At 37.7% G+C, this 16,544-nt stretch carries 13 protein-coding genes, 1 tRNA gene and 1 pseudogene; 4 read left to right on the forward strand and 11 right to left on the reverse strand.

What is annotated here, in order from left to right; genetic code table 11:
- Nucleotides 1–65: 65 nt before the first annotated feature.
- Genes C7381_RS03410 through polA form a run of 4 tightly spaced genes read right to left on the reverse strand, consistent with a single transcriptional unit; the run spans nt 66 to nt 5,426 of the window.
- The gene (locus tag C7381_RS03410; protein WP_116479892.1) at nt 66–1,634 is read right to left on the reverse strand and encodes an ABC transporter substrate-binding protein; all 1,569 of its coding nucleotides are present in this window, start codon (nt 1,632–1,634) and stop codon (nt 66–68) included.
- Nucleotides 1,624–2,289 carry a lytic transglycosylase domain-containing protein gene (locus tag C7381_RS03415; RefSeq protein ID WP_116479893.1) on the reverse strand — a complete coding sequence of 222 codons (666 nt, stop codon included), beginning with the start codon at nt 2,287–2,289 and terminating at the stop codon, nt 1,624–1,626. Before C7381_RS03415 ends, C7381_RS03410 begins: the two co-directional genes overlap by 11 nt.
- Entirely contained in the window at nt 2,264–2,842 is a 579-nt protein-coding gene (locus C7381_RS03420) for a dephospho-CoA kinase (RefSeq protein WP_116479894.1), read from the reverse strand. The genes C7381_RS03415 and C7381_RS03420 overlap by 26 nt, the downstream gene beginning before the upstream one ends.
- Nucleotides 2,832–5,426 carry a DNA polymerase I gene (gene polA / locus C7381_RS03425; protein WP_165803580.1) on the reverse strand — a complete coding sequence of 865 codons (2,595 nt, stop codon included), beginning with the start codon at nt 5,424–5,426 and terminating at the stop codon, nt 2,832–2,834. Before polA ends, C7381_RS03420 begins: the two co-directional genes overlap by 11 nt.
- Nucleotides 5,427–5,579: 153 nt before the next feature.
- On the opposite strand from polA, the gene C7381_RS03430 reads away from it, so the two are divergent.
- Nucleotides 5,580–5,666 (forward strand) — tRNA-Leu (locus C7381_RS03430).
- A 407-nt stretch (nt 5,667–6,073) separates the two neighbouring features.
- Here the strand turns inward: C7381_RS03430 and C7381_RS03440 are convergent.
- A complete protein-coding gene (locus tag C7381_RS03440) occupies nt 6,074–6,463 on the reverse strand; it encodes a type II toxin-antitoxin system HicB family antitoxin (RefSeq protein ID WP_034546583.1) in 390 nt (129 codons plus the stop codon).
- A 29-nt stretch (nt 6,464–6,492) separates the two neighbouring features.
- Nucleotides 6,493–6,684: a type II toxin-antitoxin system HicA family toxin gene (locus C7381_RS03445; protein WP_034546581.1), complete on the reverse strand. Its 192-nt coding sequence runs from the start codon at nt 6,682–6,684 to the stop codon at nt 6,493–6,495.
- Nucleotides 6,685–6,904: 220 nt separating this feature from the next.
- Here C7381_RS03445 and rpsF point away from each other — a divergent pair, with 220 nt between their 5' ends.
- The 3 genes from rpsF to rpsR are packed head-to-tail and all read left to right on the forward strand — an operon-like array spanning nt 6,905 to nt 7,906.
- A complete protein-coding gene (rpsF, locus tag C7381_RS03450) occupies nt 6,905–7,186 on the forward strand; it encodes a 30S ribosomal protein S6 (RefSeq protein ID WP_034546579.1) in 282 nt (93 codons plus the stop codon).
- Nucleotides 7,187–7,197: 11 nt separating this feature from the next.
- Nucleotides 7,198–7,662 carry a single-stranded DNA-binding protein gene (locus C7381_RS03455; protein ID WP_034546577.1) on the forward strand — a complete coding sequence of 155 codons (465 nt, stop codon included), beginning with the start codon at nt 7,198–7,200 and terminating at the stop codon, nt 7,660–7,662.
- Nucleotides 7,663–7,681: 19 nt separating this feature from the next.
- Nucleotides 7,682–7,906, forward strand: coding sequence for a 30S ribosomal protein S18 (rpsR, locus tag C7381_RS03460; RefSeq protein WP_034546575.1), 225 nt, complete (start codon nt 7,682–7,684; stop codon nt 7,904–7,906).
- A gap of 1,004 nt (nt 7,907–8,910) precedes the next feature.
- Here the strand turns inward: rpsR and C7381_RS03465 are convergent.
- The 5 genes and pseudogenes from C7381_RS03465 to C7381_RS03485 form a co-directional block, all read right to left on the reverse strand.
- Nucleotides 8,911–9,795 carry a class C sortase gene (locus C7381_RS03465; protein ID WP_116479897.1) on the reverse strand — a complete coding sequence of 295 codons (885 nt, stop codon included), beginning with the start codon at nt 9,793–9,795 and terminating at the stop codon, nt 8,911–8,913.
- Entirely contained in the window at nt 9,788–10,708 is a 921-nt protein-coding gene (locus C7381_RS03470) for a class C sortase (protein ID WP_116479898.1), read from the reverse strand. Before C7381_RS03470 ends, C7381_RS03465 begins: the two co-directional genes overlap by 8 nt.
- A 1,401-nt stretch (nt 10,709–12,109) precedes the next feature.
- Nucleotides 12,110–12,910: pseudogene (locus C7381_RS08700) on the reverse strand (class C sortase); the annotation flags it as partial.
- Nucleotides 12,911–13,149: 239 nt separating this feature from the next.
- Entirely contained in the window at nt 13,150–14,178 is a 1,029-nt protein-coding gene (locus C7381_RS08560; protein WP_165803581.1) for a prealbumin-like fold domain-containing protein, read from the reverse strand.
- A 79-nt stretch (nt 14,179–14,257) separates the two neighbouring features.
- A complete protein-coding gene (locus C7381_RS03485; protein WP_116479900.1) occupies nt 14,258–16,465 on the reverse strand; it encodes a SpaA isopeptide-forming pilin-related protein in 2,208 nt (735 codons plus the stop codon).
- Between the last annotated feature and the right edge of the window lie 79 nt (nt 16,466–16,544).

The raw sequence follows: 16,544 nt of genomic DNA on the forward strand, positions 1-16,544 counted from the left end.
AATTAATGTAAATCATAAAAATTGAAATAAAAAAAGGCTGAATTTTCAGCCTAAATTTATAAATCTTATTCGGTTTTATCCGCATTTTTTTCATCGGTTTTAACTTCCGGTTCATCAATCCTTTTTCCATCGTGCTTTTCTGTGAAATATGCTCGCTTTAAAGACTTATACGGAAAAATATTGTTCGATTCATATTCAGAAATAATTTGATTTGAATATATCATCGCATTTTGATTGAAGAAAAGCGGCACGAAAACCTTTTTATTTAACACATATCTTTCCAGTTCCTTGTTGATTTGAACCAAATCTCTTGAATTGTAAGAATTTTTGATTTTAGATATTATATGATTGAACTCTTCGTCTACTATTGGGAAAATCCCACTGTTCAAAAAAATCGGATAAGTCGGAACTATGTCTGTGTTCATTTGAGAAATTAAAATATCATAGTTCCCATCTTTTACCTTTTGAAGATAAGTTTCAAAATCCTCACCCTCGCCGTCAATTATATGAACTTCCGCTCCTGCATTTTTTAGAGCCGCCGTTATATTATTCGCAACTTCGAGTTGTTCCTTGTCGCCCCAATAAAAATATAGTCTAAACGTCGGTTTGTTTTTTGAAAAAATCTGCTGAGCTTTTTCCGGATTTGTTTCATCGTTTATTGAAATCGAGTAATAACTTTTCGGATTCAAAAAGCTCGATGTCTTTACTCCCCTATCTTTGACCGAGTTTTTTATAAGTTCATCTTTATCAATCGCATAGCAAATGCCTTTTCTCAAGTTTTCATCTTGAAGTAAACCATTCGGATTCAAGAGCATAAATGTGAGCTTATTTCCGGGGAAAACATCCGCAGAAAACTTGTCGTTGTTGTAAAATCTTCCATACTCGCTTGTCCATGCGGTTGAAACGTTGATTCTTCCGGTTTCAAGCGATGTAAAAATGAGCTCCTCGTCCTCGTGAACAATACCCGTCACCTTTGTTATTGACGGCATTTCGTCATAATAATATTCATATCTCGAAAGATATACTGCCTTTTTGGTTTCGTATCTATCAAATTTAAATGGTCCCGTTCCAAGTGGCATTGATTGTTTGTTACCCTTATATTTTACGATCGGAAATATTAAATATTCGAGAAGCATAGGTCCCGGCCCGTCCCACGTAAACTTTATTGTCTTGTTGTCAAGTGCCATTGCTTTAAGACTAAGTTCACCGTTAAACGGATTTCTTATTAAATCAAAATACGCTCCTTTTCCTGCATTTTTTATATGATCGAGTGAAGTTATAACATCTCCTGCGGTAAGTGTGGATCCGTCGTGAAATGTAACAGCATCTTTAAGCTTCAATATAACTGAATGTCCTTCAATTTCTTCACTTTCTACAAGCTCCCTTACCGGCTTGTAATTTTTATCCAAACTATAAAGTCCGTCGTAAACAAGTCCGCAAAGATAAAAATAACTCATATTCGAAGTTGTCAAAGGATCTAAAGAGTCAAACGGCGTCAACGGTATTGTAACCTCTCCGGACTCTGCGACCAAAAAACCGTACTCGTTGTCGACCTTTTTTACGTCCTCGGTTCCCCTACAACCTAAAATAAAAAGTACACAACATATTAACAATAAAATTTTTCTATATCGCATTTATTACTCCATCTAAATATCCGGTAAATTTTTTGAGTGTGTTAATCTTGTCCGTGCTCTTGTGTGCAAAATTCAAAACTAAATCGCTCAAAAACTTCGGAACTCTATATTTGTATTTTATAAGCATCGCATAATCTTCACGTGCTTTTAAAACTCTGTCGACATAATTTCTCGTTTCTGTGTACGGAATATTTTTGTAAGTTTCATCAGCTTTTGAAACAATTCCTTCATCAACCCACTTTTTTGCAATCGTCGGTCCTGCATTATATGCCGCAACAGCAAGTCCAACGTCTCCGAATTTTTCATACAGCTCCGAGTAATAAAGAGTACCTATTTTTATATTAATATATGGGTCAAAAAATTGCTCTTTGTCATCAATTGAAATATTATACTTCGTCTTAACATACTCCGCCGTGCGTGGCATAACTTGCATGAGTCCAAACGCTCCTTTAGGCGAAAGACTGTAAAGATTATATCTGCTTTCAGTTTTTATAAGTGCCAAAATAATAGCCTTGTCAACACCCGTTTCCTTTGAAACGCTGTCCACAAAGTATTCATATTTTACAGGAACTCTATAAATCAAATACAAATTAAATACAAGAAAAATAAATCCCAAAAATATTATTGTTTTAATAAGCCTTTTTAATTTCTTCATCCAAAAATTTCCTCGTATTCTTTATAAGCAAATTCATACTGCCACAATTTTTTATAACATAATCCGACATATCTTCTTTATAATTTGCATCCAAAAAATACTTTTCTCTTTCTAAAATTTCTCTATTTGTCATCTTTCGCACACATCTCATGCGACGGTGTCTAATATTTTTATTTGCGGAAACATATAGAACACAATCGGGAATAAATTTCGATTTTCTCGCTGCATCTATTGATTCAAAATAAAGCGGAATTTCAAAAAATACTGTTCCACAGTTCACATTCGAGAAAAAAGTGTATAGTTCTTTGTAAACAACTCTGTCCACAAAATCTCGAAGTTCTTCATTTTTAAACATTTCCGTTTTGAACTCTTTTGTTCCGTAATAAATCCCGAATTTATCGAAAATTTCTCCCGAAATTTCCGGCGACTCCATAATTTTCTTCGCATAAAAATCCGCATCAAATACCGGATAACCACATTTTCGTATAAACCTCGAAACTGTCGATTTCCCCGATGCGATTTCTCCGGTGATGACGATTTTTCTATTTTGCATCGAACCAACTCTTAGCTTTGCTGCCTTCAACTTTGAGCTTAACTCCAATGTCGAAACTGTCTGTCATAATTTCCTTGATGTCGTCCTTAATCAAATTAAATTCATTTTCCGGCACCTCAAAAATGAGTTCATCGTGAATTGTGAGTATAAGCTTGGTCTTATATCCGTTTTCTCTAAGATAATTGTAAACCTTAACCATAGCAATCTTTATAATGTCCGCAGCACTTCCTTGAATCGGAGTGTTGAGGGCGATTCTTTCGCCGAAACCTCTGATATTAAAGTTGTTGCTCCTTAGTTCCGGAACCATTCTTCGCCTGTTGAAAAGCGTTGTAACATATCCTTTATCTTTCGCATCTTTCACAATTTCATTCATATATTTCTTTATGTGCGGAAATTCTTCAAAATATTTGTCGATATATTCCTTCGCACTCTTTCTTGGAATATCAAGTTGCCTTGAGAGACCATAGTCGCTTATGCCATAAATAATTCCGAAGTTCGTTGCTTTTGCGTGCGACCTTTGAAGTGCTGTAACCTCATCGTATGGCACATGGAAAACTTCTGAAGCGGTTCTTCTGTGGATGTCCATCTCACCTTCAAAACCTTCAATCATCTTCGTTTCACCGCTTATCGCAGCCATGAGCCTGAGCTCGATTTGTGAATAGTCCAAATCATAAAGCTCCGCACCATCTTTAGCTACGAACACCTTTCTGAGTGCTCTTCCCTTCTCGGTTCTTGTCGGAATATTTTGTAGATTCGGCTCAGTTGAGCTGATTCTACCGGTTGCTGTAATCGTTTGATTGAAAGTGGATCTGAGTCTTCCGTCGTCGTCAATCAAATCCAAAATTCCGTCGACATAAGTGCTCTTGAGCTTTGTGTCCTCTCTATATTCGGTGATAAGTCTCGGGAGCTCGTGGTCTTCGGAAAGCTTGTCGAGCGTTTCCTTGTCCGTCGAATAACCGGTCTTCGTCTTTTTTACCGGCGGCAATCCAAGTTTGTCAAACAAAATTTCACCGAGCTGTTTCGGACTGTTTATGTTAAACTCTTCGCCGGCAAGTTCGTAAATTTGTTCTTCCATACTCTTTAAATTCGACTCGAACTCGTCTCCAAGGCTCACAAGTTTTTCACGGTCAATTAAGACTCCCGTTTTTTCCATGTCGGCAAGCACAACCGTAAGTGGTATCTCAACGTCATACATAAGATGCTCCATTTCAAGCATTTCGAGCTCCATATCGAGTTCTTCGTGTAGCACATTTAAAATATACAAAGTGTTTGAGACTGCTGCATAAAAATCGTCCGTCAAAAGCTTGTCCACATCTTTTATTCTCTTATTCTTTTCCATATAGGTGTCGAAAGTCTCTATAGACTTATGCTTTCTCGCAAAATATTGCGAAAGCTTCGACGTGTCTGTGGTCGGATCCATAAGATACATTCCTAAAGAAACGTCGAACTTAAACGGCGACTCTAACGGATCGTCAAATAAAGTGTAAAGATCTTCTTTTATATCAAACCCGACAAGATCTTTCTGTTTCATCATAAAGTCATAAATCTTTTTATATTCCGTCGGTTTATTTATAATATACGCTTTTTCGCCATCATAGAATGCAAACACAATCGGCTCATCGTGATGATAAGTATCCTTAAAAAACAATTTCAAAGAAACCGCTTTACCTTCGAATGTATCGAGATCGTCTTCTTTCATAATTGAATATTCTATAGGCTTAAAATCATCTTTTATATCAATTTCTTTTATAAAATCATTAAATTCAAGGGAACGATAAATTTTATTTAATTCTTCCAAATCCGGCTCTTTTATCTTAAACTCGTCTTCGTCCGGCATCTCAGCATCCGTCTTGATTTTACCAAGCTTGTAAGAAAGATATGCCAAATCCTTATTTTCTTCGAGCTTTTCCTTTCTGGACTTACCGCTTATCTTATCAATATTTTCATAAACACCGTCAAGAGAGCCGTACTCGGCAATGAGAGACTTACCCGTCTTGATACCGATGCCCGGAACCCCCGGAATATTGTCCGACTGATCGCCCATAAGTGCCTTCAAATCTACAAGTTTCTCCGGACCAAATCCATACTCCTCTTCCACCTGAGCTACATCATATGTAACCGTGTCGGAAATCCCCTTCTTTGTATAGAGTACATTCACCTTGTCATCGACCAGTTGCAAATAATCTCTGTCGCCGGTAACGAGCAAAACATTAAACTTATCCTTGAACTTATTCGCAAGTGAACCGGCGATATCGTCGGCTTCAAGTCCAACCTCCTCGTAGGTCTTGATGCCTCGAGTCTCCAAAAGATTTATAAGAAGTGTGATTTGAAGTGAAAGCTCCGTCGGAAAACTATCCCTCGTCCCCTTATAATCCTTATAAAGCTCCTTCCTGAAATTCGGTCCTTTAGCATCAAAAAGGACTGCAAGGCGTGCAGGTTTATAAGTATCTATTAATTTATCGAGCATTCTCACAAAACCGAAAATAGCATTTGTTTGAATACCCTTTTTATTGGAAAGCGGTGGCATTGCGTAAAAAGCACGATTAACCAAACTTGACCCATCTATTATTAAAAAATTATCCATAAAGTCCCCCTTACTGTCTATTATAAATGATAAGCGTCTCATTTTCAAGAAACGCAAAATTTATAAAACAAATTTAAAATAATTAAAAAAAAATATAAAAACCCCTTGCAATCGGGAAATTTATCTGTTATAATAAGAATGTTCACTTGATGAGCCGAAGTGGCGGAATTGGCAGACGCACTGGATTCAAAATCCAGCGATGGCAACATCGTAAGGGTTCAAGTCCCTTCTCCGGCACCAAAGTATTTATAGACCCTGTGTGGGTCTATTTTTTTATAATTTTTTATTTGCGGATATTTTCGCGAGAAACACTTGATTCAATATTTCAGTCGCTGCGACGTACTTGCCAGTACGTCGCACTCCTAAAATATTTCATCTAAGCGTTTCTCATCGAAAATTCCTCGCAAATTTGGGGGTGTTTGCGTTGATTTCAGCGATAAATCTTTTAAAATGTATGATATTACCAGCACCGTCCGTAACGGCAGGCATACGTTGTGACGTTAGGAACAACGATAGTACTGCCTGTGCCCAACCGCGTGAAAAAGAAATCTACGATTTCGTATTTGAACGCGGAAAGGGTACCGCCGTAAAAGAAAAACTTTACATAACCCCAATAAAAAAGCACACAATTGCGTGTGCTTAAAACTTTATTTAATATTCAACTCTCTCTTGAGTCCCTCTTGCAACACTTGAGAAAAATTTATATCATGCTCCATCGCCATTTCATTCATCCAAGAGGGCAATGTCAATGTTTTCTTAACAGCCATATTGTTTATCCTATCTTTAATAGCTCCAACAGGGGATTCAACTAAAATGAGAAATTCCCCTTCTTCTAACTTAATATTTTCGCTAGCATTCGGCAAATCCATTTTATTTTTTAGCATAGTAAAAATAACGCCGTTTAAAACTTCTTTTGTATTCGCAAAAAGCTCATCAATGCTTTCTGCGTCTGTAAAGCAGGCGTTAAAATCCGGAAAATTTGCATAATAGATGTCATCTTCTTTTCGAACAACACAAGGATATATAAGCTTTTTCATAAAAACCTCCTTTTTTAAAGAGAGAGGGGCTAAAATTTTAGTCCCGTAATCCTCTCAATACTTGTTAAAGTTCCCGAAGGAATATCCTTCTTGTTGCATTTAACAGGACAAATGTAACCATCTTTGATGTAAATCTCGTGTGATCCCTCTGTATGGTCAAGCTTCCAGCCATTTGCTTTCATAACTTTAACAACTTTTCTGTAAGGCTTTGTTTTGGCCATAAACATTTCCTCCTTACACGTATATTATACACGTATAAATAAATTGTGTCAAATACATTTTAAAAATATTTACTCTTACCTTTTTCCCGCAGACTTTCTAAAAAATCCCCACAAAAACCGTTGACAAAACTTAACTCATTATGTTATAATATCTCGTGGACTTAATTGTTCCTTGCAAGGGTGAAACACTCTTGCCGTAAGACCAAAAGGAGGTGTAATTATGAACGATTACGAAACAATGCTTGTTTTTCGTCCTGACATTGAAGACGAAAAGCGTGAAGCACTCATCGAAAGATTGAAAAGTGTTATCGGCGAAGGCAGCCAATTCTCAGTTGACAATTGGGGATTAAGAAAGCTCGCTTATGAAATCAATGATTATCCTGAAGGATACTATTCATTAATTGAATTCAAATCTGAACCGGATGTAATCAAAGAAATAACACGTGTATGCCGTATTTCAGACATTCTATTACGTTACATGACAATCGCAAAGGAAAACTAGAGGTGTAAGCTATGAATAATGTAGTTTTGATTGGAAGATTAACAAGAGATCCTGAGTTAAGATATTTACCTAACACAAATACTGCAAACTGTACTTTTACAATTGCAGTTGATAAGGGACTCTCAAAAGACAAAAAACAAGAATATGAACAAAAAGGCTGGGCAACAGCTGACTTCATCAATATTGCCGTTTGGGGCAAAATGGCTGAAGTTGTCAACAATTTTGTTGGCAAGGGAAACCTTATTGCGATCAATGGCCGTTTGTCTGTAAGAAATTATGAAGACAAACAAGGCAACAAGAGAACGTGGACAGAAGTTGTAGCTTCGAATGTCGACTTTATCGAATGGAAGGACAGAGATCAAAATCATTCTTCCGGAAGTACAGGTTTCAATGCCCCGGCTGACGACGGCTTCGATGGTGGATATGATGATTTCAAAGGTTTCGAACCTAGAAATGATGAAAATATTCCATTCTAATTAAGGAAAGGAGAAAAACATGCAAAAGAGATTTCGTCCAAGAAAGAAAGTTTGCCAACAATGTGCAGACAAAAACGAAACAATCGATTATAAAGACGTGCAAAAGCTCAAGAAATATATCACAGAACGTGGTAAAATTCTTCCACGCCGTGTAACAGGCGCATGTGCTAAGCACCAAAGAAAAATCTCACTTGCTATCAAGAGAGCAAGACAAGTGGCATTGTTGCCATATGTAGTAGACTAATAAAAAAGGCTCCGGTTCGCCCGGAGCTTTATTTTTTTGTGTTTGTTGTGAATGTTTTTTGGAAATACATATAGTCATGTAAAATTTATATAATTATTTTGTTTTTACAATTGTATACGTTCATGTACGCGTTGTAGCGGGACGGCATACGTTGTGACGTAAGGAACAACGATGTCCTCCCGCCATATATGACTTTCGTTGTTATAACAACATACAACTATCGGTGTGTCTGTAAAATATCTTTCTAAAAATGCAACGTGCAGATATTTTCCGCGCTGATAAATTTTATAATTGTATATATTCGCAAACGCATTGTAGCGCGACGGTTCTGTGAATCCTCGCGCCCATTTGTGTGTATATGTAATATATGTCACAACCAACAACGGTGTGTTCATAGAATATAAAACCCATAAAACCCCATATAACACAAAAGCTTAAAATCGCTTTCGTATTTCTATCTCATGCGTCGCAATGTTATAGACCTAACCCGTGCCTTTTGATTTGAATAATCAAAAGCACGATGGTAGGTCTTATACAAAGACGTCCGACGAAATTTCGACGAATAGGAGAAATGAGTAGAAGACGTCGACTGTGCATCGCGACGCTACAAATTCTGTCATCTTATACAATACAAAAAGCCATACATATATTCATATTCACCTTGTTGTATTTACGTCGTATAAAATCTATGCAATATATAAATCCACCCATCATTGTGTGTCTCCCAAAACGTAACGGCGCATTACATTGCGCCGCCCATTTTTGTGTATATGGAATATATATTATTACCAACAACGATATATTTTTAACGTTGTTTATCCTTCCCTTTTTAACGTTATATAATTTCCCCTCGCAACATATATTCCAAATTTGCGAGGATATTTTGATGAGATGCACCGTAAACTCAATTTTTGATTGCACAGGTGTGCTTACTTGCACTCCGAGCAATCAAATAATTGCAGTTTGCAAGCAGATTGCAAAATAGACCGCAAATAAAACGTTCCCTATTCCTCTGCTTTTCTATTAATCTTCCCGTATTTCACAACTGTACTTACCAATACATATAAAAACAAAATCGACAAGAGTACTGTTCCCACATAAATCCATGTGTTCACGGTTTTGACTTCCCTTTTGACCGGAGTTGATTCAATCTTTAAAACCTCGTTTTCAATTCCCGCTTTTTTCGGTGGCTCATATCTCTTCGCATTCACAATCAGACGATACGGGCTCGGTGGCCTTATCGGGTCACAAGTAAGCAGCGTCAATATATCTTCATTCTCAATCGGGTCAAGCTTGTCCCAATCATACGGATTTATAACCTCGCTGTCCGTTACCTTGTAAATAAGCGTTTCCGTGCCGCGACGAATAATAATCTCATCGCCCTTTTCAAGTTCGTGAAGATTCAAAAACATCGTGTCCTTGTAAAATCCCCTATGACCTGCAATAACAGAACGAGTTCCCTTACCTCCAACCGGAAGATTCGTGCCGTCAACGTGTGCTGCCCCCATCGCAAGATGTTTATAGCTCGCCCCGAGATAAACCGGCAGAGTTACATCGATTTTTGGAATTCTTATATAAGAAAATGCCTCTTTATCTTCGCCTTCAATATTGTATCTCGCCTTGAAATCGTTTCCGGTAAATGGGTCGACCGCTCCGGCATCAAGATCTTTCACGCTCTTGTTGTATCTTTTAATTTTTTTCTCTAATATTTGTTTTTCTTCGCGACTAAGCTTCGCCTCTTTTTCGATATACTCCTCATACTCATTTGCTTTTTTCAAATCATTTATAGTAATCGAAAGAAATGCATAAAGCGGAATCAAAATCCCGACAATCATCAAAAGTCGCCCGATTAAAAACCAATGCTTCTTTTCCAATTTTATTTTATTCATCTTTATCTCTCTTTTTCCTTAGTTCTCTGAAAATCTTCTTATACTTTCTTAAGCTCGAATACTCGATAAAAAGTACAAGCACAAGGAACAATATAATCGAAAGCGTAATCATAAAATACTCACGATAACTTGCATCGCTTGTTCCCGTCGCTCTCCTTGTGATTTCCACGTCAGGTTTGTACGGAATTCTATGTCCCCTCACCAAAAGTCTATGGCTGTTAATCATATAAGGCGTGCATGTGAGAAGTGTCATCAAATCCTTTCCTTCTTGAACGAGTACCGGCTCGAAATTCGTCGGCACAACCGTTAAAATTTGGTCGACTTCGTATGCAATGACCCCTTCGATGTTGTGATAGAAAAATACGTCGCCCTTTTGCAGCTTGTCGAGTTCGCGGAAAAGTTTCGCCGTCGGAAGCCCTCTGTGTGCAGTTATAACCGCATGTGTGCTCGTGCCACCGACCGGAAGACTCGAGCCCTCAAGGTGGCCTGCTCCCTTTTGCAAAATTTCTTCACCCGTTCCGGCATACACCGGCAAGTCTTCGTTAATTTGGGGTATTTCAATATGCCCTATTTTTTCTCCGATTTCAAGCATCTTCGCATACTCACGTCGTCCCGCTTCTTCCTTTTCTGTAAACGGGTCCGCCAACCTTGTCGGATCAAGCGTGCGATTGTACGCATGTGCAAGCTCGAGCCTTTCTTTCAGTTCCGCCTCGTCGAGTTCATTTCTCTTTGTATCGAAACTCTCGACTTCCCTGGTTGCAACCTGCCTATAATAGAGCTGCGAAATAACGGGATATATGGCAATCAAAAATCCCAAAAGAAAGACACCGCCCAAAGCGAGATTACGCTTGCGTTTTTTCTTTTTCGAGTTTCCCTCGTCAACTATCAAGTTTTTTTCTTCTTTCTTCGCCATAATTTCCCCCGCTGTTCGAAAAATGCTCTATTGATTATCGTTTTCTCCTGTAAATAAATCAGCCAACTTTTGCAATTTTTCTTCTTCTTCGTTTAGCTTCATATCTATAATACTTTTGTCCGAAGTTCTGTTCTTTCTTCTTGCCGCCATCATTCTGTCGAATTCTTCAGCAGCAAGACGTGCTTGTTTTTGTGCCTCAGTTTCAACCTCACGAATAATATGATTTGGATTTATTTCGGACTCTTTTCTTTTTTCTTTCGAAACTTCTTTTTGAGAGCTTTCCCTTACCTTTTCAAAATTCATCGTCTCATCTGTTGACTTTTGAACTCGAACATTTGAAACAGAATCAAATTCTTGCTTTGTATCTTTAGTCTCCGTTTTAACAGGAGCTTTCTTTTTAGCTTCTTTCGAACTTTCGCTCAAATTCTTCACAGATATATCTTTGAGCTCTTTTGCACGTGAATTCTTGTCCACCTTTTTCGAATCCATATCAATCGAATCATGAACTTCCGCACTCTTTATATTCTTCTCCATCTTTTCGTTTTCGAGCCTTGCTTCCTCTCTCAAACGCTTATATTCAAGCTCAAGTGCCTTCGGATCTGCTGCATCTATTTTTGAAACCTTCTTTTTAGACTGCTTTTCATTCTCTTTTACAAGTTTCGAATGTGAAGCAATCTTCTTCAAGTGTTCCCTTTCGCTTTCAATCCTCTTTTCAGCTTCTTGTGCGAGACGTTTCGCCTTTCTTCGTCTTTCTTCCTGATTTATATTGAGGTCCTCGTCTGTGAAAATGCTTTCTTTTGCCTTCTTTTTACTGAATCTTTGGAAGAATGAACCCGACTTTTTGTCAGACTCAACCTTTTTAGGTTCATCCTTAAAAAGCTTCTTTTCAGTTTCCGCTTTCAAAGCTGCATCGTCAAACGCAGTCTTTCTTTCAATCACCGGCTCGCTGTCGATGTTAATCTCTTTCGGTTCATCATTTTCCGGTGACGTATCGTCATCCCATCCCTTTATTCCGGACTTTTTGTCTGATTTTTTATTTTTTACTTCCTCAAACTCATCAAAATCTTCATCGTCAAAATCATCTTCATCCGGTTCAACCATAATATTTTTAAGCTTATTTAAAAAACTCACGTCTTCTCCTCCATTTTCTACATATTCATCGCTTTTTATATTGTCGCTTTTCTCTTGAAAGCTTTCCAAATCCAATTCATTATGCGGCTCTTTATTTTCATCAACCGTGTCTTCTTTTGGAATATCCGGCTCATCAATTGCTTCCTCCACAGGTGCAGTGCCGTTCGGTCCGTCCGGCGGCGGATTGTCATCGTCCCCGTCATCTCCTCCTTCGTCAGGCCCTTTGTCATCAGGCTTATCGTTTGAATCATCAGCCGTTTTCATAGCCGACAGCTTTTTGATTGCCTTCATATATCTCTTCTTCTTGTGCCTTGTCGTTAAAATTAATAATAGCAAGAATGCAATCACGCCAAGTGCAATAAAGAATCTGTTTTTGTATTTAAAAATCTCCTTGTTTTCCCTTGCCGTCACAATGTCCGCCACAGCGTCATAAGGAATTCTTTCTCCGCGAACCAACAGACGATGCGTGTTTATCATATACGGCGTACATGTAAGAAGTGTCGCATAGTCGTGTCCCTTAACAACCAAAAGATCGTCGAACTCATCCGGATTAACAACCTTTATTTGCACAACCTTATATGCGAGAGTTTCCGCCAAATTGTGCACATAAAAAACATCGCCTTCTTTTAACTTTTCAAGATCCGTGAAAAGCTTTGCCGTCGGAAGTCCACAGTGTGCAGTGAGAACCGTGTGGGTGTCGATGCCGCCGACTGGAAGACTCGTGCCCTCAAGGTGTCCCACACCTTTTTGAAGCACCTCTTCATCCGTGCCCGCATACATCGGAATGTCCACATTTATCTTTGGAATTTCAACGTGACCCATTCTCTCGTTTATCTCGAGCATCCTTGCGTACTCTTTTCGACCCGCAGCCTTTTGCTCGTCGGTGTATGGGTCCTTGTCTATATGGTTCACGAGTGAATCGTTAAATGCATGTGCAAGCTCAATTCTTCTCTTTACTTCCGCATCGTCAAGCTTTGCAGCCTCCTTGTCGAAATCGTCAATCTCATAACTCGACTCGACATTATAATATAGACGGGAAATAATTGGATACATCAAAACCAAAAGTCCCATCAAAAAAATTGCAATCAAAAGAAAAGTTGAAGCTCGTCTCTTCTTTTTTCTCGCAGCCTTTTTGTTTTCGATATTCACTTTTTCGTTCTTAATATCCTTATCCATACAAACTCCCAAAAATAATCTAACTCTATTATACCAACAACCGTGTAATTTGTCTATAAAGAGAAAACACGAAACCGTGATTTCGTGTTTTATGTACGGCGGGCGAACCCGCCAAATCTTTTATTGTCCAAAGGCTAATCTGCCTCTGTTGTTTTTTCATTTTTTCTTGCGACCGCAAAGCCTGTTATGAAAAGAATTGCTCCAAGTGCACAAAGCATCGGGAATACCAAATCCCCTGTCTTTGGAAGCGGCTTCCTTGTAAACGGCTTATTCTTAACCACAAGCCTCTTTGAACTATCGTCACCGTCAACTGTGAACTTGACACTTTGTGTCAACTGCTCAAAGCCCGGTGCTTGTTTCGTTTCCCATAATTCATAGTCGCCGAATTGAAGCTCGACATCAAAATCCCCATTCTTGTCTGAAACAAGAGTAAAAATCTTCTCGCCTTGCATCAAATTTTGCGGCTTACCGTCTACCACCTTTGTGAGTCTGAACACAACGCCTTCAATCGGCTTACCGTCAACGGACACCTTCTTGAAGTAGAAATGTCCATACGGTGGTGGATTTTTCGGTTCTTCAGGCGGCACATCCGGTGGATTTTCCGGCGGTGGCGTTTCCGGTGGTGGTGTTAGCGGCGGCGGTGTTTCAGGTGGAGGCGGAACCTCCGGCGGCGGCGTTCCCGGTTTTTCCGGTTGAGTGTGTTTTGGATTTATAATAATCTTGTCCTCATTCTTCTCTTTCAAGAAATCTGAAACTGAGAACACAAAATCGTTAAACTTGATACCGTTCTTTATGCCCTTAACACGTGCATAATAAGTTCCCGGTTTAAGCTTTACCGTAATTCTTCCGGTTCCGTTTGCTTCCTTGGAAGTCAAAACATGCTTGAAATCCTTCTCAAGATCCTTGTCCGACCACATACTGTGCTTGAAAATTGCTTCAAACTTATCGTCGGAACTCATAGAATCCTTGTCGGAAACCTTCCAAATCTCAATGTGAGCATCTTCTAGCGACTCCTTAAGATCATCTCTATCATTTTCAAAATAAAGATTTACAACAATCTCAATCTCGTCACTTGCCGCTTGAACCCTGAAAAAGGGAAAGAAAAGGCAAAATGCCAATATCAGATTCAGAATCTTAAATTGTTTTTGATTAAACTTCGGCATCTCGACCCTCCTTTTCTTTGTAAATAGCTGTCGTTATATATATTATATAACTCTTTAAATCTTAATTCAATACTAAAAGTTATGCTAAACCTTCGAGTTCGTCTTCTTTACGTCTCTTGAGTGCAAATGCAGCACCAACCATCAACATAACACCGACTACAGTGAAGATAACAGTACCGATACCACCTGTTTGTGGGATGGAAACTTTCTTATTGGCAATACATTGAGCATCATTTTTACCTGATTCTTTTACATAGTCGATTGGGTCTTTTATGCCATTTGCGTATGAACCATTTGCAACTGTAAATTCAACAGGCGCATTTAATTTTGCATATCCTTCCGGAGCTGTTTTTTCTTCCAAATAATATGTGCCATATTTAAGACCAGTGATTTCGAATTGTCCATCTTTATTAGATGTTAAAATAACAACATGTTTGTCATCTTTTGAGCCCCAAGTATAACTATCAGAATAATTATTTAATAATTCTTCATATTTTTCTTGAAGAGTTTTCATCTCTTCTTTCTTTTTCTTTCCTGCTTCGCCTTCTTGGTCCGCTTTTGTCATCTTGTTATATTCTTCATAAGCTTTATCACGTGCATCTTTTGCATCATCAAGCTCTTTTTTCTCTTTTTCAACTTCAACAATTGAAGAATGTACAAGATATTTTCCTTCTGCATTCTTTACATAGAATTCAGCGCCTGCTAGTCTTTCAGATTTGTCTTGGTTGGTCTTAACGAATTTCTTTCCGCCAGTTATAACCTTTGGATCTGTTGGTTCAAGTGGTTTAGGGTTATCGCTGTCAGTATTGTTGTTAATTGTTACAACTCCACCTTCAAATGATTTATATTCAGGATCGTAACCTGAAACAGTTTCAACAACTCTATATGTTTTATTATCATCTAATCCTGTGAATGTGTGACTAAAATTAGTTCCAGTTTTTTCTACTGACTCTACATCTTTCCATTTATCGCCATCCTGTACTTGTAAAGTATAAACAACTCTTACACCGCTTGGTGCATTTGATTCTTTTCCGTCTACCGACCATGTTTTATTTACTGTTATTTGTTTATTTACCGGATTTCCTTCTTTCGGTTCACTGTGTTTGCCAGGTTTGTTGGAGTAATCAAGTTTAACGTTGTTCTTATCTACTACATCAGGTTCTGCACTTTTGTTTACAGTTGCTGTATAATTTAATGTGATTTCAATATCGGCTGTTTTAACAGCATTTTCAATTTTTGTTAATCCTGTTTCTTTAATATTTAAAGTGAATCCCTTATCTGTTTCAATCAAAATATAATCATCTTTTGTCAATCCGGCTCCATCAACTGTTAATGAACCTTTATTGTATGTTAAACCCTTAGTCATTTCATCTGTCCAAACTAAGTTCTTATATTTTGCATCTTTAGGAATTTTTGTTTTTACTTCAAATGGAACTACATCTCCAACATTTACTTTTGCAGTTGCTTTGTCTTTACCAGAATTTTCATATTTTGCACCGTCTTTAATGTTTTTATTTGTATCTTCATATGCATCTGTATCTTTAAAGTGGTCTTTTTTAAAGTTTTTATCAATTTCCGGTTTATCCTTTGTATTCTTAGGATATACATGTGCGTGTTTAACAACTCCTTCTTCATTTACAAGTGGAAGTGTAATTACAACAGGAACTGCTTTACTGCCGGATAATAGTTCTGCATCTTCCTTGTCGTATTTAGATTTTGTTCTGTCTTCAACAATTTGATAATTGCCAACTAGATTTACAGTATTAAATACAACTTTTCCAGTTTCATCTGTAAATCCTTTTAATGCTTGAGATTCATCATCTGTTTCTGTTCCGTCTTCTTTTATAAATTTGCTACCATCAGCATTTTTAACTACAAAATAAACTCCTTTTGCTGGTTTTTGTGAATCACCAAAATATGCTTGCATATTCTTAATTTCATTACCATCATAAATTGTTCCATCTATACCAATTTCACCTGGAAATAATTCGCTACCTTTTGTATATAAGTCTTTTAAAACATTTGAATCTAGATTGTTTTTTGTTAATTCCTTATATACGTCATTGCCGTTAACTGTAGTTTTGGATATAACTACTCTAACATCTTTTTGTCCATTGTAATCGCCAGTCCAAACTTTAACATTTAAATCTGACTTATCCATCAAAACTTTGTGTAATGTTACTGTTTCCGTTCTTTCTTCTTCAGCTCTTGCACTGAATGGTGCAAAAGCACCGAGTGTCATGACAAGTGCAAGTAGCACTGTCAAAAATTTGAATTTTTTGTTCATAATCTTCTCCTTGTAAATTCATATAGTTACTCTGATGTTTTGTTTTTGATTTTTTTGAAGTTTTTGTCTGTTCATTGTT

Origin of the sequence: Ezakiella coagulans, from assembly GCF_003096635.1 — a bacterium.
In the GTDB taxonomy this organism is placed as follows: Bacteria; Bacillota; Clostridia; order Tissierellales; family Peptoniphilaceae; genus Ezakiella; species Ezakiella coagulans.